Origin of the sequence: Dolichospermum sp. LEGE 00240, from assembly GCF_015207875.1 — a bacterium.
Lineage (GTDB): Bacteria > Cyanobacteriota > Cyanobacteriia > Cyanobacteriales > Nostocaceae > Dolichospermum > Dolichospermum gracile.
In genome coordinates, this window is record NZ_JADEVZ010000009.1 from 55969 (window position 1) to 78925 (window position 22957).

Sequence of the window (22957 nt, forward strand, 5' to 3'; positions counted from 1 at the left end):
TTTAATCCTGGTTATCCTGATTCAGACAAATACAACTTTCATCACCAACAAACAATCTAAAAATTACCAAAGTATAAACATCTATAGTTGCTGATTTTTCCGTTTCTAGCATTTGTTCCCAAGGTGCAAAAGCTAGATTAGCAGCTTGATTAATACTTTGACTATTGACATTTCCTGCTAAACCAAAATCTATTAAAACTACAGTATTGCTATTTTCTCTTAATATCATATTCCCAGGATGAGCGTCCCGGTGAATAATGCCATTTTCATGACAAAGAGATAAAGCATCAGCAATTGGTTTAATATAATTAATAGCAGTTAATTCTGATAAAATACCCTTATCTTGGATTAAATGATATAAATTTTCACCCTTCACAAAATCCATGACTAAGCATGGTAAATTATCCTCTTCAAAAAAGTCTATAATTCTGACAATATTAGGATGATGATTTTGAGATATTTTGGCTAATGTTCTGCCTTCCTTGCGAAAACCTTCCACAAATCTAGGATAATTAGCATCTCTACACAACCGACTATTAGGAGTCTTAATAACAACGGGGAAATTCAAATCTTGATGTTTTGCTTTATAAGTAACACCAAACCCTCCTTCTCCAATTTCTGTTTCTACGACATATTGGGGACGTTGTTTTAATGGCTTTCCTGGTTGCAGCATATTTATAACAGAAAAAATACGTATCTTTGAGATTCACGTTATCATAGGATGTATATTTTAGTCAATTTCTCTCTTTGTTACAATACAAAGGATTTAGTAGTAATTAAGCACAAATCATCTCAGTGCTATATCTTACATCAGATATAATCTGATTCTGTAAATCCTTAATTATGAAATTTTGATATAATTCTAGTAGTGAGAATAGACTATTAAATAGGCTATTAAGTAGGTTAGCGTTAAAAATTATCGTTATGGGAAGGCAAGAGGCAAGAATGAGGAAGTTCTCAGCGATTCTACTTTTCTTCACACATTTTGATTTTCCTCTGCCCACCTATTTATGTAAATAATACTGGAGGTTAATGAAAATGACTCAAGAATTAATAGACCTCAGAAATAGCATTTTACAAGGAAATTATACAGATGCTTTAGTGATTGTGGATGAATTAGAAGGAATGAGTAAACAAGCAATATTCAGAAATATAGAATCGTATTTAAAGATTTTACTAATTCACTTGATTAAAAATAAAATAGAACAGCGATTAACGAATTCTTGGATGGCTTCTATTCGTAATTCGATTAGGGAAATTCAAAAAATTAATCTTAAAGAAAATAAAAGATCCTATTATGTAAATGAAGATGAATGGGAAAATTTAATTGAGGAAGAAGTAATTGAGGATGCGATCGCTGATGCTAGTCTAGAAATAATGAATGGTAAATACACTCGTTCTCAATTATCGAAAATTCTAGATAGAAAAGAAATAATTACCAAAGCTATTACATTTTTATCCCTAACTTATACTTATTCAGCAAAGGAATTACCAGCTATTATGGATGATTATCTGAATGATTGTAAATAGGTGGGCAGAGGAAAACTAAAATATGTGAGGAAAAATAAGATCGCTCAGTAACCAGATATCCTGATTCAGACAATTCAAATTCCCAACTTCTTGTAAAAATCTTGCCATCTATTTTATCCTAGATAAAGCATCTCAAAAACAAGTTCCATGCCCAAACGTCTCCTAGTTGTTGAATCTCCTGGAAAAGTCAAAAAACTGAGTCAAATTCTCGGTGCAGATTGGATTGTTCGCGCTAGTTGTGGACATATCCGCGAACTCAGTAATGAGGGTGATGATTCACTAGGATTTACAATGGATGGTAATACTGTTCGCTGTAATTATGTTCCCCGTGACCAACGCGCAAAAGAAACAATTCAACAATTAAAAGCGGCTGTTAGACAGGTTGATGAGGTGGTTTTAGCTACAGACCCAGACAGAGAGGGAGAAACTATTGCTTGGCATCTTCAAGAAACCTTAGGATTAAGAGACCCCAAACGGGTAGTTTATACTGAGATTACACCATCAGCGGTGCGAAATGCGATCGCACACCCCAGAAAACTTGACACTAACTTAATCGGTGCAGGATTATGTCGAGATTGTCTGGATAAACTGGTAGGTTATAAAGGTAGTCCCCTAGTTTGGGCATTAAATAACGGCGCAAAAAGCGTAGGTAGAGTTCAAAGCGCCACATTACACCTAATATGTCAGCGCGAAAGAGAAATTCTGGCTTTTGTTCCCCAAGATTACTGGAGTGTGTGGGTAGATTATCAAGAAGGATTCCGAGCTTTTTACAAAGGTACAACAAATACTGAGAAAGAAACACCAGAACCAGAAACGGAAACTCATGATGATGCAGCTAGTAACAACCCAGAAAAACCGGAATCTAAGCGCGTTCTCTCAGAAGCAGAAGCAAACAGACTAGTTGAAGAGGCAAAACTTCATCCTCATCAAATTATTCACCTCGAAGGGAAACTGGTTTATCGTCAACCCCCTCCACCATTTACCACCTCCACCCTCCAACAAGCTGCCGGTTCAAAGTTGAAATTTTCCCCTGACAAAACTATGCAGGTGGCACAAAAGTTATATGAGGCAGGATTAATTACATATATGCGAACAGATTCAGTCATGTTGAGTCCTGAATTTTGTGCGAGCGCTCGTCAATGGTTGGAACAAAATGACCCGCAAAATGTCCCCCAGCAAGTAGCCAAACAGCGTAGTAGTAAAACCGCTCAGGAAGCACACGAAGCCATTCGTCCTACAGATGTTTTTCGTTCCTCGGTGCAATTACGGGCAGAATTACCTGAAGATGAGTTTAACCTATATGTGATGATTTGGAAAAGAGCGATCGCTTCCCAATGTCGTCCGGCTCAACTTCGCAAAACTTTGGTAATTACGAAATCAGGTAATATTTTATGGCAAGCTAGAGGGCAGGTAGTGGAATTTTACGGTTATGCAAAATATTGGCTAAATCTTAGCAAAGATGCCGTTTTACCCTTATTGCAACAGGGGCAAAAACTGAATTTAGCCAAAGCGGGACATGACCAAAAACAAACCCAACCACCACCCAGATATAGCGAACCCAAACTGGTGCAACTCATGGAACGCAAAGGAATTGGTCGTCCTAGCACCTATGCACCCACAATTGCTACTTTGAAAAAACGCAATTATGTGGAGTTGAAAAAAGATAATCTTCAACCTACAGCTTTGGGTTTAGAAGTAGATGAATTTTTACAAAAGGCTTTACCCGATTTATTAGAAGCGGAATTTACTGCCAAAATGGAAGATGCCCTAGATGCAATTTCTGAAGGCAAAAACTCTTGGCAACATTACCTAACTAGCTGGAATCAAAGTTATTTTGTCCCTGCACTTTCCAAAGCTAAAACTGTGGTTATTAATTCATCAACTACCGCTAAAACTAATAATTTTGGTGAGCGTAAATATGAAACTTCTAAAACTCGTTGTCCTGATTGTAAGAACTATTTAGCTAAAATTCCCAGCAGTAAAGTTAAAAAGAAATACTTTCTTAAATGTGTGAGTGGTTGCGAAAACATTGTCCTATTTTGGAGTGATTTTAGCAAGAAGTGGGAAGCACCAAAAAGTAAAACATCTACAAATGAAAATGCTCCCAAACCTTCTGCAAAAATTACTGCATATCCTTGTCCTGTATGCAAGAAACCTTTGGAGGAATACAGTTATATTAAAGATGGGCAAAATAAAACTATGTTGCGGTGTTCTGGTCAGGATTCATGGAAGGATACAAAACATAAGGATGTGGCTTATTTTCATACTGCAAAAGGATGGTGGAGTCCTAAACTTGGGAATTTGAATGTCTAAATCAGGATTCCCAGGATTTAAGGATGTACAGGATGTTATTTTTTATTGTTGATGAAAAATAGCGATTTTTGAATGATAGAGAATATGCTGTTTGCTAAAATTACCAATGAGCGATTCTCCGGAACGCTTCGCTATCGCTGGCAATTGGTACAATCACTGCTAGAATCACTACAACAGGAAGTTCAACCAGTTTCAAAGAAGGGTAAATGTTGAGGAATAGGTTGTAGATAATTCCAGAATTTTAAACCTTACTTGCTGATGCGAGCTTTATTTTAGTTAAATTTAATATCAACATCATATGATACAATCATCCTAACTATTTTTTTAATTTAATACTTAGCATCAAGTATGCCTCATGCTTATAACAGAGCCGCATTTACCACTGGCGCAGCCAGCAGCAATTGTCTATTATCGTTGTATTGCTCCCTTGTAGCTCTGGAGCTTGCTATCAAAGATCATTATAATCCACCCTGGAAAAGCAGGCATAGAATAATTACTTGGGTTGGTGACTTAGGTGAGGCTTCACTTGCACAGCAACTAAAATCACAGCTTGCTGCGTTGCAATGTACCGATGTAAACGGACATGATAGTCCAGTGGACGGTGACAATTACCCCGGTATTAGATACATTATACATGAAAGCGATTTTCCAGGAACCTCTACGGATACTCAAATTAGAGATGCGTTAGAAACTATTAAAGACATCAAGACAAGTTTGAGAAATAAAGGAGTATCGCTGTAATGAATGCTGCTCAACTACTCAAAGAAGCAAAAAAGCTCGGAGAAATACAAACCATATTTAGATTTCCTTACGTTCATGTTATCTATCTGTCTCCCAAGTTTCAAAATATTGATGATGAAGAACGTGAAATATCTTTTGCTCAGGATATCAATATAAGTGTGGCAGAACTAAGGACTACACTCCTTAATTCCTTGCTATCATTAAGACTTCTTACCTCAGAGGAATTTGCACTAGAATATCCTGAAAATCGTCCACGAGAAAGAGGACATCATTGGTTAAGTTCTCTTATCGAACAGCAATTTCAAAAATCAGTTGTTAATGATCAGGTTTCAAAAGAACTAAAAATTGTCCATTTTTATGGATATAAAGGTGGACAAGCACGTTCCACTCTACTTGGACTCATGTCTACAGTTTTAGCTGAAGATGGCTGGAAAGTTCTTGTTATAGACAGTGACATTGAAGCCCCATCATTAGACGTAATTTATGGACGAACTTCCGGTTCTATTTCAGGAACTTTGCTAGGAGTAGTTCAGTCTGTTGCAGAAATAAAACCTGAGCGTGTTAAGTCGATACCTTTAGCTGGATATGTAGATTTATTAGCCTGTCGGCCAACTTCGCCAGATTTTAATATTGATGCTGCGGCATTTGCTCTGCGCTCTGCTCTTGAACCAATGATAATTGAGAATGCAGCTAGGCGAATCTCTGAATTTGCGGCTGAAAAATACGATATCATTTTAATCGATCATCGAGCCGGACTTTCACCAGTAACTTTACCCTGGATGACTACACTTCCAGGACCAACTGTTGTATGTGTTCGTCTTGATGATCAATGGCTACCCGCTAAACAATTTATAGAATCTGTCTTGAGAACACATATTTCTAACCCTGGAGTTTTTGTTTCTTGGCAGCCAGATGATGAAAATGAAAAATCATATATACAAAGAAATAATCAACAAATTGAAACATTACTAGATATGCTGGCAGAAATAATATCTGAAGAATCAGAAGATGAAGATTCAGAACTTTCTGCTGTTGAAGTTAGAGATCATTGGATTATTTGGCCTTATGACAGTGCTTTTAGATATAGCCGATTGCCAGATAAAAATCAACTAGCACCCAAAAACTTTGATAAACTTAGTAGTCTACGCAGTATTTTAAATATAGCTTCTAAAAAGCAGATTCAAAATAATATACTTACCCCAAGTGGAGCTACAGATGAAGGAGATTTGATCCAGACAGATGCTCTCCAACAACTTCTTATACCTGGCAATTCAATTTCATATATTTTTGGTAGAAAAGGTACAGGTAAAACTCGATTATTAAAAGAACTAGCCAAAGCAGAAATTGGTGAACCGTTACTTGTAACTGCTGATAATGCAGAAGACAAAGGTTTGAAATCTCCTAGTCCAGAACTATCGACAGCTATTGAGCGTTATCGAGATACGCCTGAGAATTTATGGTGGAATTTACTTTTGGCTGCCCTAGAAACAAAGACAACATCAAGAGAATTGTTAAGAGAAAATTTTTCTCAAAAACTAGAGGAGAATTTTAATGGAACTATTATAAATTTAATTATTGATCAATTAAATCAAAGTCCCAAGCGTACTTTTCTTCTTGATGGTTTAGAAACTGCTTTTGATGCTAAACTTACTTTTACATATATTGAAAGCCTTTTTAGATTTATTCAAACTATTGAATCTGATGATAGACTATCAAATCGTTTACAGTTTAAAATTTTCTTAAGAACTGATTTAGCTGAAAGAGGCTATCAGAACATTGAGCAACAAATATTTGGAAAGGTAATTTATCTAAGTTGGGATACCCAAAAAATATTTAATTTTATATTATCTCGAATAGATAAAATTAACTGGTATCGACAAAATTTTCCAAACCTAATAAAAAGAATAGAAGAAAAACGCCAAGATATTCTAAGAGGTGTTTTATCTACTGAAGAATGCGAAAATTTATTATTAATGGCTTTCCCAGAAAAACTACGTAAAAATAATCTGGCTACTAAAACATTTCTGAAAACATATTTTGCCGATAGTGCCAGCGAAACACCAGAAGGTAATACCACTGATAAACTTCGTTACTATCCACGTATTTTCGATAAATTTATTCAAGTAATTGCAAATCCCACATCTACTGATGTAGGTTCTTTTACAGGTAAACAAATTGAAGATGGTAAAATCGATCCTTCACTCATTGTTATAGCTCATGAAGCAGCAGCAAAAGATTATTTAGGGCAGTTGCGTTCTGAACTAAACTATCTAATTAATCTTGCAGATCATATGTCTGAAAATGAACAAAAAATTAGGTCTTTACTTAGTGCATTTGATGGACTGAAAACACCTTTTAAGTTAGATCAATGTATTTCTGAACTAGCTGAAAAAACACAGATAGATAAATCAAAAATCAGGAATGCGATTGAGAGTATGAAGAGAGTGGGAATGTTTGAAGATCGTCCTAAGTATCCTGGCGAACTACGAGTTGGCCGCTTGTTTAAATCATCATTGAGAATGAAATATAATCGTAAATATCCTCATAAAGATTCAGGTAATTAAAACCTTCTACATAAAAAATGAGACCCTAAAAAAGTGTGTTAGCAAGTAGGTTGGGTTTTCTTACGTCAACCCAACATTTATTTCATAAGACCTCGCGGTAAGTGGGAAACTCAGTCACAAAGCGTGCTGAGAGGGAAGCGACACGGGCGGTTTTAACCGCAGTGGTAATTAGACCTGTTGATCTTCGTATCAACTTAACTTTTTTAACAGTGCATTGTCCTAGTCTTTTCCAATTAGCGTCACTGACAGAGACTTGTTTTTCAGTATCTCCACTAACCCAACCAAAGAATGTTTTATTGCCCTGACTTGCTTCCACAAAGTCACCTTTTCTAAATCCATGACGAGTTGTAGATCCACCATATTTCCGACGATTACCACCTTTACTAAAGTCTACTGAAATTACGGGTACTCGCATAAAGAGATAATCCTTCGAGTAAAGTTTAATGTCCCTTCGCTCAACGCAATCAAGATGTCTTGGCTTTAACCAACGCTATTACAAGATAGCTTGAAGATAATCCAGACTAGGGAAGTATGTGGAAGTTCGTACCAAATTACGTCTCAATGAGCTAGTCAAACACGTAAGTCTTGATTTCTTACAAGCTCAGTCCCTTTAGGGCTGAGTTATTGACAATGTTAGAGGGTATTCGATTTGAATACAATTATAATTTATTAACTTTCTAAAATATTAGAATCTGTCGCTAAGGTTCGCGCTCCTGTTTGCATCAGTTCAATATCTGCTAATGTCCAATTACGGGGATGCTGACAATGATGCGCTACTAATAGTCCCCATAATCCTCGCGGTATGAGAATTGGGACTACTAAATTGGCGCGAACTTGCATACTCCGAAGAAAATCACGGTGACAATCCTGAATTGGTTCTAATTCTATATCAGCGATCGCTCTGATTCGTCCTTCTAAGTACAAAGCAGCATATTCATGGTTAAAACAATCCCTTGGTCCGGTAAAACCAAGAATCGAATATTCATCAGCACTCAATGATTCAAATGTTACCTGCCCGTGCCATTGTTCATAGAAATAATACAACACTACACGATTAGCCTGAAGTGATTCTCTCAGGTGATTTGTTGTTTGTCGCACTAATTCATCGCGTTCTATTCTGCTCACAAGGCGATCAAGTAATTTTTGTAAACCCTCATCACAATAATGATGATTTGAGCGATTTTCAAATTCTGGGGAAGAAGGAAGTTGCACAGATTTAAAATAATGACTAATTAAACAATTTCGGATTTCTATAGTAACTTATCAGACATTGTACAGGAAGTTATTCTTATTTGATAAAGAAATAATGTAGTTTATGAATCTGGTAATTGGTAATTGGGAAGAATGTTTTACCCATTACCCATTACCCATTACCTAACTCCAGTTACAGTGGGCAAATTAACTTTTAAGCGTTTCAATATCGCTTCCCGTCCTTGCATTGCCAAAGTGTCTTCTAAAGGTGAAAGTTTGATTTCTTGCTGATATTTCAACTTTAACGCAGTTTGAATTAACCAATCGGCTACTATTGGATTTTTTGGTAATAATGGCCCGTGAGAATAGGTAGCGATCGCATTTTGATAAAACGCGCCTTCTGTTCCATCTTCTCCATTATTCCCCAAACCATACACCACACGCCCCAAAGCTTCCACTTTCCCTAATGTAGTTCTTCCGCCATGATTTTCAAACCCGACTAAATAAGGTTTTGTCCCTATCATTGCTTCTAGTTCCTGTGCTAACCGGGAAGCTGTTACTTCTATCACCAAATTGCCAATACATCTTTTAGTATTTTCACCAGGATGAATAGAAACTAAATCTAAGATTCCTAAACCTTCAATTCTTTGTCCAAAGGCTGGTTCATAATAATTTCCCAGCAGTTGGGGAGAACCGCAGGTAAAAACTCCCGGCGTGCCATCTTCGATTTTATCACGCATGGCCTCAGCTTTTGCCCCTTGCAAATCCCTCATGACAATTTCTTGCTGACGATCCTGTGCGCCCCCACCAACAATCACATCTACTGATTTTATATCCTCTGCGGTAGAATCTTGGTCTAAGGGTAAAACAATGACATTATATCCCCGCCATTGAGCGCGACGTTGGATAGTGATCACATTTCCGCGATCGCCGTAGGTACTCATCAACTTCGGATATAGCCAACCAATAATAATTTCCATCGGTTTATAACTTATAAAACCTTTACTATAACCCACATTCCGCAGATGTGACTTAGATTATTGGGATTTTTGAAAAATTCCAGCCAGCAAAATTTTATCTACCTAATTTTTCTGGTTGAGTTTAACTTTATTTGCCAAAAAATAGAACATATTAAGTAACTTCATTTTACGAGGTTTTAAAATATATTCTCTCTCTATATTGAATTAGTAATTTCGGGTAAAATAAACATGACAATTACAGCCAAGAATATTTACATCCTCGCCAAAAATTTCTATTTACTAATTTTACCCTTGAACTATCTACATCTTTTTGTTTAAATAAACCACATCAAATAATTAGATAATATTTACGTTTGTATGTTCCCCAGTTAAGCAATGAAAAAGACGAAAATAGCTGGAATAAATTTGATAATATGTGGAATAAATTATTAAAATCTGCCTCATCTATCTGGAGTCGCATTACTTCTTAAAAGTCCTCTTTGAACTTCATAATAAGTTATGCCACTAATACCGATAAATTCACCTTGACGACGTATTTCTGTAATTTTCAATGCTACTTCAATATTCTGTTTTAGTGAGGCTGAAACAATATTCGTATCTAGTAAATAACCCATTTAACCCCCACGTTTTACAGATTCATCAAAAATTTGCATTTGCTCTGGAGTCAAATCATTTAACATTCCTGAAACTAAATGTAAAGATAAAATACTTTTAATGCGTTTCGTTAATTCCCCCTGAGAGATATTATTAACATCAGGGACAGTAATAGGATCAAAATTACGATTAATCACTTCAATCATTTTCTCTCTATCTAAGTTTTCTTGATAAAGAGGATTATTGTCAATCAAAGTTTTGACAATTTCGGGTAATTTTTGATAATTAGATTGATGATTAATAATTTGAGTCATAGTTAAGCCTCCTCAAAATAATATCGTTCTTGAATAACCTGAAAACCTATTATAACAGCTATAATATCCCGGAAAAAGTGGGAATCAACAAAAACTTAGTTATCGCATCGGTAAAGTGGTAAAAATCTCTGATATCCTGCTGTAAATTTATCTTTACAATCAAGGTTTTGCATCATTCTATCAAAAGTTGATAGTTGTTCAATTTTCTTCATAATATGCTCCTTCTTGGTTAAGTTTAATATAATCATTCATATAGTTGATAGCTTTTTCTTTCTGGTTTTTTGGTAATTTTTTCACAAAAGCATTGGTAACAATAATTTCAAAATATCCCAACCAACGTTAGTATTCAGAATATTTTTATACTGCACCTCTACGATCCATCTCAAAACCATATACATAGATATCAGCAACCTTATAGCGCTTCTCTTTTTCGCGCCATTCAATAATGCCAATCTCACTTAAAAAAGAAACAAATTCTTCAAAACCCGCTATATCACGCGCTGAATCTTGCCATACTTCTCGTAACTGTTCTTTAGATAAGAAAGCCAATTTACCCTTGAGAGAATCAAAAAATTTAGTTAAATCAGGGTATTCTTCTTTAATTTCTTCGCAGCGTTTTTCTGATGCTTTTTTCAATCCAAATTCTAGGGAATTTCCCTGAAGTAGGCGGTCTGTACGGAATTTGCTTGATGATTGTCCTTTGTAGGTTAATTCTTGTTCCTTTGCTCCTTTGAGGAATATACTTAAACTACGAGGAAAAGTAGTACCACTTGGGTCTGTTAATCTTTCATAAACCCATCTAGATACATTTTTGGCTCTATTTCCACCTCGACGACGGCTTCCCCAAAGTAGTTCTAATGCTTTATCAATAGCCTCTTCACTAGCTTGATCAATACTTTCAACAGCAATAGGAGAAGATCGATCAACTAAATCTTTGAAATCTTTGGATTGTATTACTTGACGAAGTGCTAACCGTAAAAAGTCAATTTTATTCCACTGTAAAATAATATCGCGTCCAGTAAAATGACTTTTATTATCAAAACTTAAACGATTCCATATATCTTCTCTTAAAAAAATCTTAAATCTAATTGCTGTTAGGCGATTAGCATCGCAGGATTGTACTAATTGAAAAAGTCCGGTTAATGCTTGCTGTCTTACTTGCCCCGCTTCAGAAAAATCTTCATCTAAATCATCGTAAAGAAACCACAGTTTTTGAGAATTATTTTTTGCTTCTTCATTAAGAAGATCTATAACATCTTTTACTAAGAGTCTTAACTGATAGTTAGTAGATAATTCTAATAAAGCTGAGGTGTATTCTGATTGCCATCTTTCTTTGGGTAAGTTATTAATAATTTCTCTTAATTCACTAAACTTTGCAGCTTTCTTACCTTTTAGAAACTGCAATAAATTTTCCTGATGGCATCTAATCAGTAAATAAGCTCTCCAAAAAGCTTCCCATGTGCCACTTTTTGGTTGTAAATTTTGATGGATAAATTGAAATTCTTCACGAGATGGGCGACTTTCTTGAAATCTACCGTGTGCTGACAAAAATCTAGTATTATCCAAACGTCCAGGGGCAAGTTTTTGAGCAACACTTTTATGTTTTAAAAAAAGCCAATATAGCGCAGTTTTTCCGGTCCCTTTTCGTCCTCTGATCAGGCAAGTTGTGTCGTCTAAAAATCTGGCAAAGTCATTTGTACGCTGAAATAGTAAGCTTAAATCCTGTCTTTGATCAGCAGCATTTACTTCAGGAAATTGCAGACTTTCAATGATTGCCCAGCGTTTCTCTGAATTAGTTAGAATATTTTTGCGTTCAATTTCATCAGTTTCTTCATCAATCAAGTTAGCAATCTTATTATAGTAATCTATAAAAGCTATTACAGGATAATTATCAGCGACAGCAATTGGTGTAAAGTAAGGAATTACTAAAGGTTCTTCTATTGAATATTGATAATTTTCTAAATCTGAATCATCTTCATCTGTTTCATAATTTTCACTTATTTCTGTCTTTATTTTGTTGAGTAATGATTTCCAAATATCAGTTATTCTTGATGAAACGGTTTTTGAATTAATATCAAGCACCGGAGAAAAAACAAAATTAATTGATAAATTCTTCAGGCTTTGAAGTGACTGTAGTAAGAGTTCTATTCCTTGTTTATTTTGTTCATTAGGAAAAAGAAATATGATTGCTTCATCAGCAGCTTGGATTAAGGATAAAGCTCCCCATTGATTAATTCCCGTTCTAGAATCAATTAAAATAACATCAGGCTTTAATTGTTCGTGAATTTCACGTTTAAAAACAGACCAGAGACTTTTATCTCCATCAATAATAGTATTAGCATGAAGATCATCAACCTTAGCAATATAATCAAGACTAAGATAACCAGCAGGAACAACAAATAATCTTCCTGTGGCATTAGGTATTCTCACTTCACCAAATGTTTCAGCAATTGAAATACTCGGATCTATTCCTTCTGGTAAATAAGAACGTTCATAAAAATAATCAACAATTCCATATTTTGGTTGTGGTTGTAGGTTAAATGCTGTACTTAAACCAGGTGCTTCTAAATCTAAATCTACAGCCACAACTTTACGTCCCCGCATTGCTAAAATCCAAGCAACATGAGTTAATGCCGTAGTGCGTCCTACTCCTCCTTTAAACGAATAAAATGTCACTGTTCGGGGTAAACTAAGTTCTCGCTGAGGCACTGTTGATTCATTTTGGGGATTTGCTGCTTGAATAGCTAAATCCTGCCAAGTTTTAATTGTAGTTACATCAAAAATTTCTGGAGGTGAAAGATTAAGTGATTCAGCTTCTTCAGGTGTATATAGGGAGAGAAAACCAGTACGAGAGGGACGATTTTGTGATTTAAGTAAGTTAGAAATTTCTTCTTCACGTTGAGTAGTAGATAAACTAATAAAAGCATTACTCACAATAGTCAAATTCAATAACCCTGATGTAGAAATATTGACATCAACCCATTCCCGCGAATCATGTACATTATCATCTACATACCGGCTTTTAATTTCCTGTTTTAGTAAAACTTTCCAATTTTCCTGCATTGTCCACCTCTTTAAAGTTGAGTAGATTGTTGATGTAACCACGTTATAAGTTTATTGTACGCATATAACCATTCCTTGTAATTTTGCTCATTTAAATCATCAGGTTTAAGGACAGAATAACGCATATCTATAAAATCTTGAAAATCTTTCCCTATTGGTTTCTCAACTTGTTTAAGCCATTTTCTCACTTCTGAATTATTATCCACTCTAGATTTTAGTTTATTGTGTTTTTTTAGAAGTTCTGTGTAACTATGTGTCATCAAGTTGTGTGTAACCCCAGGTAGAGTCTTACAAATAATTGCTTTTAATAAACACTCAATGGTTACACCACCAAAGTGCATAGCTCCGACTTTCCTTATAGGATATAGTGTTTGAATATCAATATGGCGCTCCATAAAAGCTGCCTGATAATTTTCCATACTTGTTAAACTTAAAATTCAAGCTTCACTCACTATATTATTAAATTGAGATTTTTGAGCTAAAAATTAACCATTAACCACGAAAAAACACCCCAGAATTAAAAAATCAGCCTGATCAAATTTTATATATAAGTTGAATTGAAACTCAATATTCTCTCCGCGCCTCTGCGTGCAAAAAAAACAGCCGCCCCCTTGCGGAAGCGGCCATTATTTAAACTAGGAAAACTACGAAAAGATTTTAGTAGTCGTAATCTCCGCCACCCATACCAGCGCCAGCAGCAGGAGCGCCATCTTTAGGTTCTGGCTTGTCAACAACGATACATTCTGTTGTTAACACCATACCAGCGATAGAAGCAGCATTTTGTAGTGCAGAACGAGTTACCTTAGCGGGGTCAACAATACCAGCTTCCAACATATCAACAAATTCGTTGCTAGAAGCATTGAAACCAATGTTGAAATCCTTCTCTTTCACTCTTTCAGCAATTACCGCGCCGTTTTGACCAGCGTTTTCGGCAATTCTCTTCAGAGGAGCAGGTAAAGCCCGAGCGACGATTAAAGCACCTGTCAACTCTTCATCTTTGAGGTGGCTGTGCGCCCAAACTTCCAATTGAGGAGCGAGGTGAGCCAAGGTTGTACCACCACCGGGAACAATACCTTCTTCTACAGCAGCCTTGGTAGCGTTGATAGCATCTTCCAAGCGTAGTTTCTTGTCCTTCATTTCGGTTTCGGTAGCTGCACCAACTTTAACTACAGCTACACCACCGGACAATTTAGCCAAACGCTCTTGGAGTTTTTCTTTGTCGTAGGAAGATTCGGTTTCTTCCATTTGACGACGGATTTGTTCGCAACGAGCCTTCACACTAGCTTCATTACCTTCAGCCACAATTGTGGTGCTGTCTTTGGTGATGGTGATGCGACGAGCTTTACCTAAGCTTTCTAGCTTGGTGGTATCTAGTTTCAAACCAGCGTCTTCGGTGATGAGTTGACCACCAGTTAAGACAGCAATATCTTCTAGCATAGCTTTACGGCGATCGCCAAAACCAGGAGCTTTTACAGCAGCCACGTTCAGAACACCGCGTAAACGGTTAACTACCAATGTTGCTAGAGCTTCTTTTTCGATGTCTTCAGCAATAATTACCAAAGGACGACCGGAACGAGCTACTTGTTCGAGGACAGGAACTAAATCTTGGACTAAAGCAATCTTCTTGTCAGTTAACAAGATGAAAGGCTCATCGAAAACTGTTTCCATCCGTTCTGCATCGGTAGCGAAGTAAGGGGAAATATAACCCTTATCAAAGCGCATCCCTTCGGTGATTTCCAATTCGGTGGTCATAGACTTCCCTTCTTCTAGGGAAATTACGCCTTCTTTACCCACCTTGTCCATAGCTTGAGCAATCATGCTACCGACTTCTTCGTCGTTACCAGCGGAAATTGCCGCAACTTGAGCGATCGCCTTAGAATCTTCTACAGGGCGAGCGTGTTCAGCAATTTTTTCGACTAAAAACGCCGATGCTTTATCAATACCGCGCTTTAATAAGATCGCATTAGCACCAGCAGCAACGTTCCGCAAGCCTTCCTTAACGATCGCGTGAGCCAAAACGGTAGCTGTGGTTGTACCATCACCAGCAGCGTCGTTAGTTTTAGAAGCAGCTTGACGAATTAGAGCTACACCGGTATTTTCGATGTGGTCTTCTAATTCAATTTCTTTAGCGATGGTGACACCATCATTGACGATTTGTGGTGCGCCGAATTTCTTCTCTAGAACCACGTTACGACCCTTTGGACCAAGGGTAACAGCTACAGCTTCAGCGAGAATATCAATACCACGCTCTAGAGCGCGACGGGCGTTTTCGTTGTAAATAATGCGCTTTGCCATAATAAGTCTAAATCCCGGTAGTAAATTAATTAAATTTGGCGAAGAATTGGTGAGTGGTGAACAGGTAATTAGGAAAAGTCCTTACCCATCACCCAGTCCCAATTAGTTAACGATCGCTAAAATGTCTTTTTCAGAAAGGAGTACATACTCATCTGTACCCAATTTGATATCAGTTCCAGCGTACTTGGAGTACAACACTTTATCGCCAACATTAATATCCATTGTTTGACGAGTACCGTCGTCATTGCGCTTACCAGGTCCAACAGCGGCGATTTCGCCTACTTGGGGTTTTTCCTGGGCATTATCGGGCAAATACAAACCGCCTGCGGTTCTTTCTTGGGGGGCGCTCACTTTGATGAAAACGCGATCGCCCAGGGGCTTAACGGTGGAAACGCTTAGAGATACAGCTGCCATACAAAATCTTTTGCTAAATTAGCACTCTCGACTCATGAGTGCTAATTTAGCTCTATCTGGGACTCAATAGCAATCATGGCTTGTGTACGGGTTTCCGAACTAAGATGAGGGTGGCGACACTTAAGTGCAAATATCCAATTATTTTAGTTGTCAGGGTTTGTTGCGTAAGTAATGAATATTTTGATATGGACAACTTTATTTGCAAACCTGGGAAATTGTTATAGAACTGTAATCAGGGATCTACTCAATGAGTAACATCACAATGATCCACAAACAGTCGTCTCATCCCTAAAACTACTAGGGATAAGGGAACAGGGAACAGGGAACAGGTAATAGGTAACATTGCCCATTACCAATTAACTATTGCCCAAAACAGATAAATGCTCAATTCTGTTACAAATCGGCTAGTCTAGAACTTGGTAATGCTGTTAACCAGGACTGGGAGAGCGATCAACCCATCAGTTAACAGATGGTTATTCCATAGGCATCTTCACAGCCCAAGTCAAAAACTTGCGTGTTTGTTGTTCTAGAACGATAATAGTAGTTTACCTAGATGGGGTCTGGTATCGCCAATTAAATCCAGAAGTCATTAGAGTAGGTCATCCAAGACCAGTAGATTGGTAACGAGTATGGTGAAGAAATTTATATTTTTAACCATGCTTGGCCAAAACATTCCCCGGTTGATTTTCTACCTCCAAATGGAGGCTGAACATCCGAAGGATAAGTAAAGCAGCGGTGTACCAATGAAAGCGCGGGCGAGTTTCGAGCTAGGGTCATCTTGAAAAAATACTGACTTGTGATTCACAAGGACAATAATTTTATCAGGGTTTTTAGCCTGCAACTTTCAAATGGATCTATAATAGCGCATTATAAAGACTACTGCTATACGTATCCTTACTAGACTTTTTCCATTCACTTGCAAGTCCGTTGAAAGTAACTAACACTTTTAAGACTTCGGGGAGTTAAAGTAAGTTAAGTGGGAAAAAAGACAACATCCGAAGTCATCCACCATACAGGATAACTATATCAATACCTTAATGGATCGAAGCGCGAGAAGTGCCACTGTTATGAAAGAACCCAGCATGAAAGACCACAAACGACTTCTACTTATTGATGATGACCCTAACCTCATCTTGCTGGTGAAGGATTACTTAGAGTTCCGGGGCTACGAAGTCATCACGGCTGCAAATGGTAGAGAAGCTCTGGATCTTCTCGAAACTGAAGTTCCAGATATGATCATCTGTGACGTGATGATGCCGGAAATGGACGGATACACTTTTGTCGAAGAAGTCCGCAAGACTGAACGAACTAGTTGGATTCCCGTTCTTTTCCTCTCCGCTAAAGGTCAAAGTGCAGACCGAGTTAAGGGGTTAAATAAAGGTGCTGACGTATATATGATCAAGCCCTTTGAACCTGAAGAACTTGTCGCCCAAGTAGAATCCTCACTCAAGCAAACTGTGCGTTGGAAAGAACATCAAACCAAGGGCGGGGACAGCGGCGGTCGCATCCAAGTTCCTTTCGATGTCCAGTTAACCCCAACGGAACTGAAAGTAGTCCAGTTCGTCGCTAGGGGTTTAGCGAACCGCGAAATCGCTGAAGAATTAAATGTCAGTCAGCGAACTGTTGAAAGCCATGTGTCCAATATGTTGGGCAAAACCAATCTCCACAACCGTACTGAATTAGCACGTTGGGCGATTGAAAATCAAATGGCTTAAACAATTTTAGATTTTGGATTTTGGATTTTGGATGATTTATCTAAAGTCTAAAGTCCAAAATTTCTGATTGTGGATTGGGGAAAATTACGCTGGCTGCGGAAAATCTACATCTTCATAAAGTTGTCTCATTGTTCCCGCAAAGCTAATGCTGTGTAATTGAAATGAAGTTTCTTCTCCTACATAAGACTGTAATACCCAAAATCCATCTTGATTGCGGCGGAAACATTCAACTCTCGGTTTTTTTGTATTAATTAAGATATATTCTTGTAAAGTTTCTATAGTTTGATAATCAGCGAATTTGTCACCTCGATCAAATCTTTCGGTAGAATCAGATAAAACTTCGATTATTAAACAGGGAAATCTTTTATATCCTAATGTTTCTTGATCACGCTTGTCGCAAGTTACCATAATATCAGGATAAAAAAATCTATTTAAAGATTCAATTCTGGCTTTCATATCAGAAATATATACTCGACAACCAGAACCACGCATATAATTACGCAGTAGTGTAAACAAGTTTCCAGTAATGGTAACATGAGCGTCTAATGCGCCAGCCATTGCGTAAATATATCCATCAATATATTCATGCTTGACGGGGCTGTTTTCTTCTAATTCTAAATATTCTTCTGGAGTAATGTAGATTTGGGGAGAAGCAACCATATTTAAAACCTCAAAAATTAAGATGTAGGCTTAACACTTGCTATAGGGGTTATTGGTTGGATGAAATACAATCGAGGGCGCAGGCCCTGCGCCCCTACAGGGTTTTCGATTTACTGACTGTATCTTATTCGAGTGCATACCGCCATATTGATACTAAGTTAGGCATCTACAATAAATTATAGAACTAAAAAATTAGTTTAATCAAATCAAGTGGCAGAATGAAATTAAAAGTGGTTTTACCAAAAAACTAATAATTCTCTTTGCTGCCATAAAATCAGGATACCACTGAACAGAACAAAGGAGATAACCAGTCGCCGGAATTGTTTTTCACTGATTTTCTGGAGAACTAAATGTCCCAACCAATTACCAGGTATAGCAGCTAAACCAAGGACAATTCCATAACCAATATATGGCAATTTGAAAGCACCCAAAAAACTATAGACAAAAATCTTGACAATATGAACAATCACTCGATTTGTTGCCTGAGTTGCTAGTAATTCTTCTTTTTGTAAGCCATAGTTAATATAAAGTGGAGCTAATACAGGACCCATACTCCCTATTAATCCAGAGAAAAAAGCATAGGCGAAACCTGCTGGTAAAAAGTACCAAGCTTTGACTGAAAAAGATTTTTCTTCATTTTTAAAAAAGTAACTAGCAGCCGAAAAAATCAGAAATATAGCAACTAAAATACTTAACCAATCTAATTTAAGTTTTGTCAGTGTAAAAGCTCCCAAAATTCCGCCAAAAATTGCTCCGGGTAACTCCCATTTAACAACATCCCAATTAATTTTTTGCCAATACACAAATACTCTTTCACTGTTTCCAAATAGCCCACTAATAGTAATTACGGGAGCAATAGCTACAGCCCCTAGAAATATACTGACAATGGGCATAAGGATTAATGCACTTCCACCACCTGCTAGTAAACTGACAAACCATCCTACAATTCCAGCTAATGCTAACCAAAATATTGTCATAAATATTGAATAATATGTTAAACCGAGTAAATCAGGCGCTTAATTTTTACTTTACCCTATTTTGTAGGTGCAAACCCCCTGTGGTTGCCTCAAATATTGGGGTAAGTACGGGGTGCTAACCTTGTATTAAATCTAATTCTTTGATCTAATTAATTTTGCTTAAATACTTGAATGATTAACAAGTCTCAGACGATACGGGGTTGGCACGGTCAACTTAACTTAGTTTATGGTCATCGCCAAGATTCCACTCAGTTAATTTATAACCACCATCAAGCCCCATTAAAGGTACAACGCCCCTTTTACCCGGAAGGACAAGGAATTTGCCATAGTGTGATTTTACATACGGCTGGGGGCATTGTGGGGGGCGATCGCCTATGCTCTCATATTCACCTCCAACCCGATACAAACGCCTTGATTACTACAGCCGCTGCTGGTAAAATATATCGCAGTAATGGCTTACCAGGGAGACAAACCGTAAATATCCAAGTGGATACTCATGCTTGTTTAGAATATTTACCCCAAGAAACGATTTTATTTAATGGGGGGATTTATCGGCAAGATTTACGGGTAGAATTAGCTACGGATGCCAGTTATTTAGGTTGGGAAATTACCCGGTTTGGCCGCAGTGCTAGGGGAGAAAAATTTGTCCAGGGAGAGATGCGATCGCACACGGAAATCTGGCAAAATGGTATGCCATTATGGATTGATAGGCAAATCGTCCCCGGTAGCGAACAAGTATTTCACAGTCCTCATGGTTTAAGAGACAATCCCGTTGTTGGTAGTTTTGTTGGCGTTGGTTTCCCCATATCTCCAGAAATCATCAACCAAGCCCGGTCTTTAATTATTCAAAACTCTGATGCTGGGGTAACTCGCTTACAACATGGATTTTTGTGCCGATATCGTGGTAATTCTACATCAGAAGTCAGAAGTTGGTTTACAAATATCTGGCAAATGTTACGAGTATCTTGTCTAAATCGTGGTAATTGTATTCCTAGAGTATGGCAAATTTAAACGAACCACAGAGACGCAGAGAACGCAGAGGAGGGAACAATGCAGCTTACACCCCAAGAGAAAGATAAATTATTAATTTTCACCGCTGCTTTAGTGGCAGAAAGGCGTAAAAATCGAGGTTTAAAATTAAATTATCCCGAAGCAATTGCCTTTATTTCGGCGGCAATTTTAGAAGGTGCAAGAGATGGTCAAACTGTAGCAGATTTAATGAGTTATGGGACAACTTTATTAACTCGTGATGATGTTATGGAAGGGATTCCCGAAATGATTCATGATGTTCAAGTAGAAGCCACATTTCCTGATGGCACAAAGTTGGTAACTGTACATAATCCCATTCATTAGAAAAGATTAAAATAGGAGAAAGTACAAATCCAGCAAAAAATATGAGATTAAGATCAGTTAATATTCAAGGTTATCGCCCTTTCAAAAATTTTCAAGCCCCATTACAACCACTAGAAATTATTGTTGGTGCTAATGGTGCAGGGAAATCAAGTTTTTTTGAATTTCTCAAATTTTTGCGAGATAGTCTTTATTATGATATTCCTCCCGAAATAATTTCTGGTTCTATTGGACAGCAGATTTTTCATATTCCTGGACTAGCTAAATTTCAATGGGATATAGAAATTGATACAGGTCTTCCAATTGGTATTAGATATCTAGGAGAACTTATGGGTCCGGTTGGTCGAACTCAAGTTTCCTACGAAAGAGTAGAATCATCTCAACCTTTTAGTGATAAATACAGTAGTCCATACATATATATGGATATTCAAGGTAATAAAGGTGTGATTAGAGAACCTGGAGAAAAAGGACTTACAACATTAACATCAGATAAATTAACACAAGATATTGCTTTAAAGCGTTCTAATCAACTGACGCTAAATGCAATGACAAATCCATCACTGGAAGCCTTATATAACTTACGTGAGTATATTCATGAATGGAGATTTTATAATTCTTTCAACATAGCAAATCAGAAAATTCGTCAATCAGTTCCCATTGAGCAAGAACCAATTTTACATGAAGATGCAGGTAATTTGAGTTCAGTTCTTTTTTCTTTAATGACTGAATATAGACCAGCATTTGATGAATTACAACAACATTTACGTTCTGTAATTCCTGGTTTTAAAGGTTTAACAGTAAAAGCACGTGGTGGACCAGGAGAAGTGATCGCTTTTTGGCAAGAATCAGGTGTTGATGATGAGTTAAGTCTTGCTGATTTATCAGATGGAATTTTGCGTTTAATTTGCTGGATTTGTTTGTGTGTACACCCAAATCCACCATCTTTAATTTGTATTGATGAACCAGACCAAGGTGTTCATCCTCGGACATTACCTGTTTTGGCTGCTTTATTTGAAAAAGCTTCTGAACGCACGCAAATTTTATTAGCTACTCACTCATCTTATTTTCTGACACAGTTTGATATTTCGCAAATTGCTGTACTCAGAAAAGAAAATGGAGAAGCAAAGTTTATTAAACCTGGTGAGTCTCAAGTATTAATTGATATGCTTGATGATTTTGGCTCAGATGAAATAGAACAATTACACCGCAGTGATGAATTAGAGAGACTTCCATGAGAGTTGAAATTTATGTAGAAGGGACATCTGATAAATATGCAATGGAGGCACTATTAGCACCTTTAATTGACCAAAAATTACAGGATGGTATTAGTATCAAATTTTTTGCAGTTAAGGGAAATGATAATGATAAAGGAGGAGATGCTAAGAAAGATTTATTAACAAAGACACCAATTAAAGCAGTCAATATTATCTGCAATCAGTCGGATTCAATTGTGGTAATCATACCAGACCTATATCCCAAAAATAAAGGATTTGAACATGAAACAATTGAAAAACTAGAAAATGGTATTTTAAATAATTTTAATCAGGTATTAGAGTCTAAAGGAATTAATGACAATCGCTTAAAAGAGCGTTTTCGAGTCTTTTGCTTTAAACATGATTTAGAAGCCTTAATTTTGGCTGCTGAATCCCAACTAATGAGCATACTTGGTGTTAATTCTCTTGCTATAAAATGGATAACACCAGTTGAAGAGCAAAATCATAATGTTCCACCTAGAGATATTGTAGAGGAAATTTTCCAAAAATGTGGTAAGAAGTATAAAGGTTCTGTAGATGCACGCAGAATTTTAGAAAATGCTAGATATCAAGATATAGCCGAACTGTGTCCACAAGCTTTCAGACCGTTTGTAGAGTTTTTAGAAACCCTTTAAAGTAGGAAACAACTATGATTCCCGGAGAAATTATTACCCCAGCAGGTGAAATAGAATTAAATGCAGGTCGTCCCACGACTAAATTAACAGTAGCAAATACAGGAGATAGACCAATTCAAATAGGATCGCATTTTCACTTTTACGAAGTTAATACCGCTTTATTTTTTGACAGAGAAAAAACACGAGGAATGCGATTAGATATCCCCGCAGGTACAGCCGTGAGATTTGAACCAGGAGACGAAAAAGAAGTTACTCTAATTCCCCTCGTTGGTACTCGCCAAATCTACGGATTCAACGGCAAAATTAATGGGAATCTCTAAGAAAGTTCAACTCGTGCAATGAGAGTAGGCAAAATACATACTCTGTAA

22 protein-coding genes are annotated in these 22957 nt (G+C 37.0%); 10 read left to right on the forward strand and 12 right to left on the reverse strand.

All coding sequences use genetic code 11. The features are described 5' to 3' along the window. Position 1: 1 nt before the first annotated feature. The gene (locus IQ226_RS04970; RefSeq protein WP_193892825.1) at positions 2-673 is read right to left on the reverse strand and encodes a serine/threonine-protein kinase; all 672 of its coding nucleotides are present in this window, start codon (positions 671-673) and stop codon (positions 2-4) included. A 365-nt stretch (positions 674-1038) separates the two neighbouring features. Here IQ226_RS04970 and IQ226_RS04975 point away from each other — a divergent pair, with 365 nt between their 5' ends. From IQ226_RS04975 to IQ226_RS04990, 4 genes are all read left to right on the forward strand, one after another. Beyond that, positions 1039-1530 carry a DUF29 family protein gene (locus IQ226_RS04975; protein WP_193892827.1) on the forward strand — a complete coding sequence of 164 codons (492 nt, stop codon included), beginning with the start codon at positions 1039-1041 and terminating at the stop codon, positions 1528-1530. 147 nt (positions 1531-1677) lie between these two features. Next, the gene (topA, locus tag IQ226_RS04980) at positions 1678-3843 is read left to right on the forward strand and encodes a type I DNA topoisomerase (protein WP_193892830.1); all 2166 of its coding nucleotides are present in this window, start codon (positions 1678-1680) and stop codon (positions 3841-3843) included. 348 nt (positions 3844-4191) lie between these two features. Continuing rightward, positions 4192-4584, forward strand: a complete 393-nt coding sequence (locus IQ226_RS04985) for a hypothetical protein (protein WP_193892833.1) — start codon at positions 4192-4194, stop codon at positions 4582-4584. Beyond that, on the forward strand, positions 4584-7148 hold the full coding sequence (locus IQ226_RS04990; RefSeq protein WP_193892836.1) for an AAA family ATPase: 2565 nt from the start codon (positions 4584-4586) through the stop codon (positions 7146-7148). Before IQ226_RS04985 ends, IQ226_RS04990 begins: the two co-directional genes overlap by 1 nt. Before the next feature lie 82 nt (positions 7149-7230). Here the strand turns inward: IQ226_RS04990 and IQ226_RS04995 are convergent, their stop codons facing one another. From IQ226_RS04995 to groES, 9 genes are all read right to left on the reverse strand, one after another. After that, the gene (locus IQ226_RS04995; protein ID WP_228039248.1) at positions 7231-7563 is read right to left on the reverse strand and encodes a hypothetical protein; all 333 of its coding nucleotides are present in this window, start codon (positions 7561-7563) and stop codon (positions 7231-7233) included. Positions 7564-7817: 254 nt separating this feature from the next. Beyond that, the gene (locus IQ226_RS05000) at positions 7818-8360 is read right to left on the reverse strand and encodes a GAF domain-containing protein (protein ID WP_193892839.1); all 543 of its coding nucleotides are present in this window, start codon (positions 8358-8360) and stop codon (positions 7818-7820) included. A 158-nt stretch (positions 8361-8518) separates the two neighbouring features. Continuing rightward, positions 8519-9319, reverse strand: a complete 801-nt coding sequence (locus IQ226_RS05005; protein ID WP_228039249.1) for a type 1 glutamine amidotransferase — start codon at positions 9317-9319, stop codon at positions 8519-8521. Positions 9320-9759: 440 nt separating this feature from the next. Then, complete coding sequence (locus IQ226_RS05010) at positions 9760-9933, reverse strand: hypothetical protein (RefSeq protein ID WP_228039250.1); 174 nt, start codon at positions 9931-9933, stop codon at positions 9760-9762. After that, a complete protein-coding gene (locus tag IQ226_RS05015) occupies positions 9934-10227 on the reverse strand; it encodes a hypothetical protein (protein ID WP_193892842.1) in 294 nt (97 codons plus the stop codon). Between the two features lie 357 nt (positions 10228-10584). Then, positions 10585-13290, reverse strand: a complete 2706-nt coding sequence (locus IQ226_RS05020; protein ID WP_193892845.1) for a ParA family protein — start codon at positions 13288-13290, stop codon at positions 10585-10587. Positions 13291-13301: 11 nt separating this feature from the next. After that, complete coding sequence (locus IQ226_RS05025) at positions 13302-13709, reverse strand: hypothetical protein (protein WP_193892848.1); 408 nt, start codon at positions 13707-13709, stop codon at positions 13302-13304. Positions 13710-13947: 238 nt separating this feature from the next. Then, positions 13948-15585: a chaperonin GroEL gene (groL, locus tag IQ226_RS05030; protein WP_193892851.1), complete on the reverse strand. Its 1638-nt coding sequence runs from the start codon at positions 15583-15585 to the stop codon at positions 13948-13950. A 102-nt stretch (positions 15586-15687) separates the two neighbouring features. After that, positions 15688-15999, reverse strand: a complete 312-nt coding sequence (groES, locus tag IQ226_RS05035) for a co-chaperone GroES (RefSeq protein ID WP_193892854.1) — start codon at positions 15997-15999, stop codon at positions 15688-15690. Positions 16000-17036: 1037 nt separating this feature from the next. Between groES and IQ226_RS05040 the strand changes: the two genes are divergently transcribed. After that, positions 17037-17714, forward strand: a complete 678-nt coding sequence (locus IQ226_RS05040; protein WP_193892857.1) for a response regulator transcription factor — start codon at positions 17037-17039, stop codon at positions 17712-17714. A gap of 84 nt (positions 17715-17798) precedes the next feature. Here IQ226_RS05040 and IQ226_RS05045 read toward each other — a convergent pair whose 3' ends face one another. Further along, positions 17799-18374, reverse strand: coding sequence for a Uma2 family endonuclease (locus IQ226_RS05045; RefSeq protein ID WP_193892860.1), 576 nt, complete (start codon positions 18372-18374; stop codon positions 17799-17801). A 236-nt stretch (positions 18375-18610) separates the two neighbouring features. Then, positions 18611-19351: a sulfite exporter TauE/SafE family protein gene (locus IQ226_RS05050; protein WP_193892863.1), complete on the reverse strand. Its 741-nt coding sequence runs from the start codon at positions 19349-19351 to the stop codon at positions 18611-18613. A 171-nt stretch (positions 19352-19522) separates the two neighbouring features. Here IQ226_RS05050 and IQ226_RS05055 point away from each other — a divergent pair, with 171 nt between their 5' ends. The 5 genes from IQ226_RS05055 to IQ226_RS05075 are packed head-to-tail and all read left to right on the forward strand — an operon-like array spanning position 19523 to position 22909. Then, on the forward strand, positions 19523-20362 hold the full coding sequence (locus IQ226_RS05055; RefSeq protein ID WP_193892866.1) for an urease accessory protein UreD: 840 nt from the start codon (positions 19523-19525) through the stop codon (positions 20360-20362). A gap of 39 nt (positions 20363-20401) precedes the next feature. After that, positions 20402-20704 (forward strand): urease subunit gamma, encoded by a 303-nt coding sequence (gene ureA, locus IQ226_RS05060; protein WP_193892869.1) that lies wholly within the window; start codon positions 20402-20404, stop codon positions 20702-20704. Positions 20705-20745: 41 nt separating this feature from the next. Further along, positions 20746-21936 (forward strand): AAA family ATPase, encoded by a 1191-nt coding sequence (locus IQ226_RS05065; protein ID WP_193892871.1) that lies wholly within the window; start codon positions 20746-20748, stop codon positions 21934-21936. Further along, complete coding sequence (locus IQ226_RS05070; RefSeq protein ID WP_193892874.1) at positions 21933-22589, forward strand: DUF4276 family protein; 657 nt, start codon at positions 21933-21935, stop codon at positions 22587-22589. The genes IQ226_RS05065 and IQ226_RS05070 overlap by 4 nt, the downstream gene beginning before the upstream one ends. 14 nt (positions 22590-22603) lie before the next feature. Further along, positions 22604-22909 carry an urease subunit beta gene (locus tag IQ226_RS05075; RefSeq protein WP_193892877.1) on the forward strand — a complete coding sequence of 102 codons (306 nt, stop codon included), beginning with the start codon at positions 22604-22606 and terminating at the stop codon, positions 22907-22909. Positions 22910-22957: the final 48 nt, after the last annotated feature.

Coding starts and splice junctions, on each gene's coding strand:
- IQ226_RS04970 (WP_193892825.1), bottom strand. CDS start 673: ATGCTGCAACCAGGAAAGCCATTAAAACAACGTCCCCAATATGTCGTA.
- IQ226_RS04975 (WP_193892827.1), top strand. CDS start 1,039: ATGACTCAAGAATTAATAGACCTCAGAAATAGCATTTTACAAGGAAAT.
- topA (WP_193892830.1), top strand. CDS start 1,678: ATGCCCAAACGTCTCCTAGTTGTTGAATCTCCTGGAAAAGTCAAAAAA.
- IQ226_RS04985 (WP_193892833.1), top strand. CDS start 4,192: ATGCCTCATGCTTATAACAGAGCCGCATTTACCACTGGCGCAGCCAGC.
- IQ226_RS04990 (WP_193892836.1), top strand. CDS start 4,584: ATGAATGCTGCTCAACTACTCAAAGAAGCAAAAAAGCTCGGAGAAATA.
- IQ226_RS04995 (WP_228039248.1), bottom strand. CDS start 7,563: ATGCGAGTACCCGTAATTTCAGTAGACTTTAGTAAAGGTGGTAATCGT.
- IQ226_RS05005 (WP_228039249.1), bottom strand. CDS start 9,319: ATGGAAATTATTATTGGTTGGCTATATCCGAAGTTGATGAGTACCTAC.
- IQ226_RS05010 (WP_228039250.1), bottom strand. CDS start 9,933: ATGGGTTATTTACTAGATACGAATATTGTTTCAGCCTCACTAAAACAG.
- IQ226_RS05015 (WP_193892842.1), bottom strand. CDS start 10,227: ATGACTCAAATTATTAATCATCAATCTAATTATCAAAAATTACCCGAA.
- IQ226_RS05020 (WP_193892845.1), bottom strand. CDS start 13,290: ATGCAGGAAAATTGGAAAGTTTTACTAAAACAGGAAATTAAAAGCCGG.
- IQ226_RS05025 (WP_193892848.1), bottom strand. CDS start 13,709: ATGGAAAATTATCAGGCAGCTTTTATGGAGCGCCATATTGATATTCAA.
- groL (WP_193892851.1), bottom strand. CDS start 15,585: ATGGCAAAGCGCATTATTTACAACGAAAACGCCCGTCGCGCTCTAGAG.
- groES (WP_193892854.1), bottom strand. CDS start 15,999: ATGGCAGCTGTATCTCTAAGCGTTTCCACCGTTAAGCCCCTGGGCGAT.
- IQ226_RS05040 (WP_193892857.1), top strand. CDS start 17,037: ATGGATCGAAGCGCGAGAAGTGCCACTGTTATGAAAGAACCCAGCATG.
- IQ226_RS05045 (WP_193892860.1), bottom strand. CDS start 18,374: ATGGTTGCTTCTCCCCAAATCTACATTACTCCAGAAGAATATTTAGAA.
- IQ226_RS05050 (WP_193892863.1), bottom strand. CDS start 19,351: ATGACAATATTTTGGTTAGCATTAGCTGGAATTGTAGGATGGTTTGTC.
- IQ226_RS05055 (WP_193892866.1), top strand. CDS start 19,523: ATGATTAACAAGTCTCAGACGATACGGGGTTGGCACGGTCAACTTAAC.
- ureA (WP_193892869.1), top strand. CDS start 20,402: ATGCAGCTTACACCCCAAGAGAAAGATAAATTATTAATTTTCACCGCT.
- IQ226_RS05065 (WP_193892871.1), top strand. CDS start 20,746: ATGAGATTAAGATCAGTTAATATTCAAGGTTATCGCCCTTTCAAAAAT.
- IQ226_RS05070 (WP_193892874.1), top strand. CDS start 21,933: ATGAGAGTTGAAATTTATGTAGAAGGGACATCTGATAAATATGCAATG.
- IQ226_RS05075 (WP_193892877.1), top strand. CDS start 22,604: ATGATTCCCGGAGAAATTATTACCCCAGCAGGTGAAATAGAATTAAAT.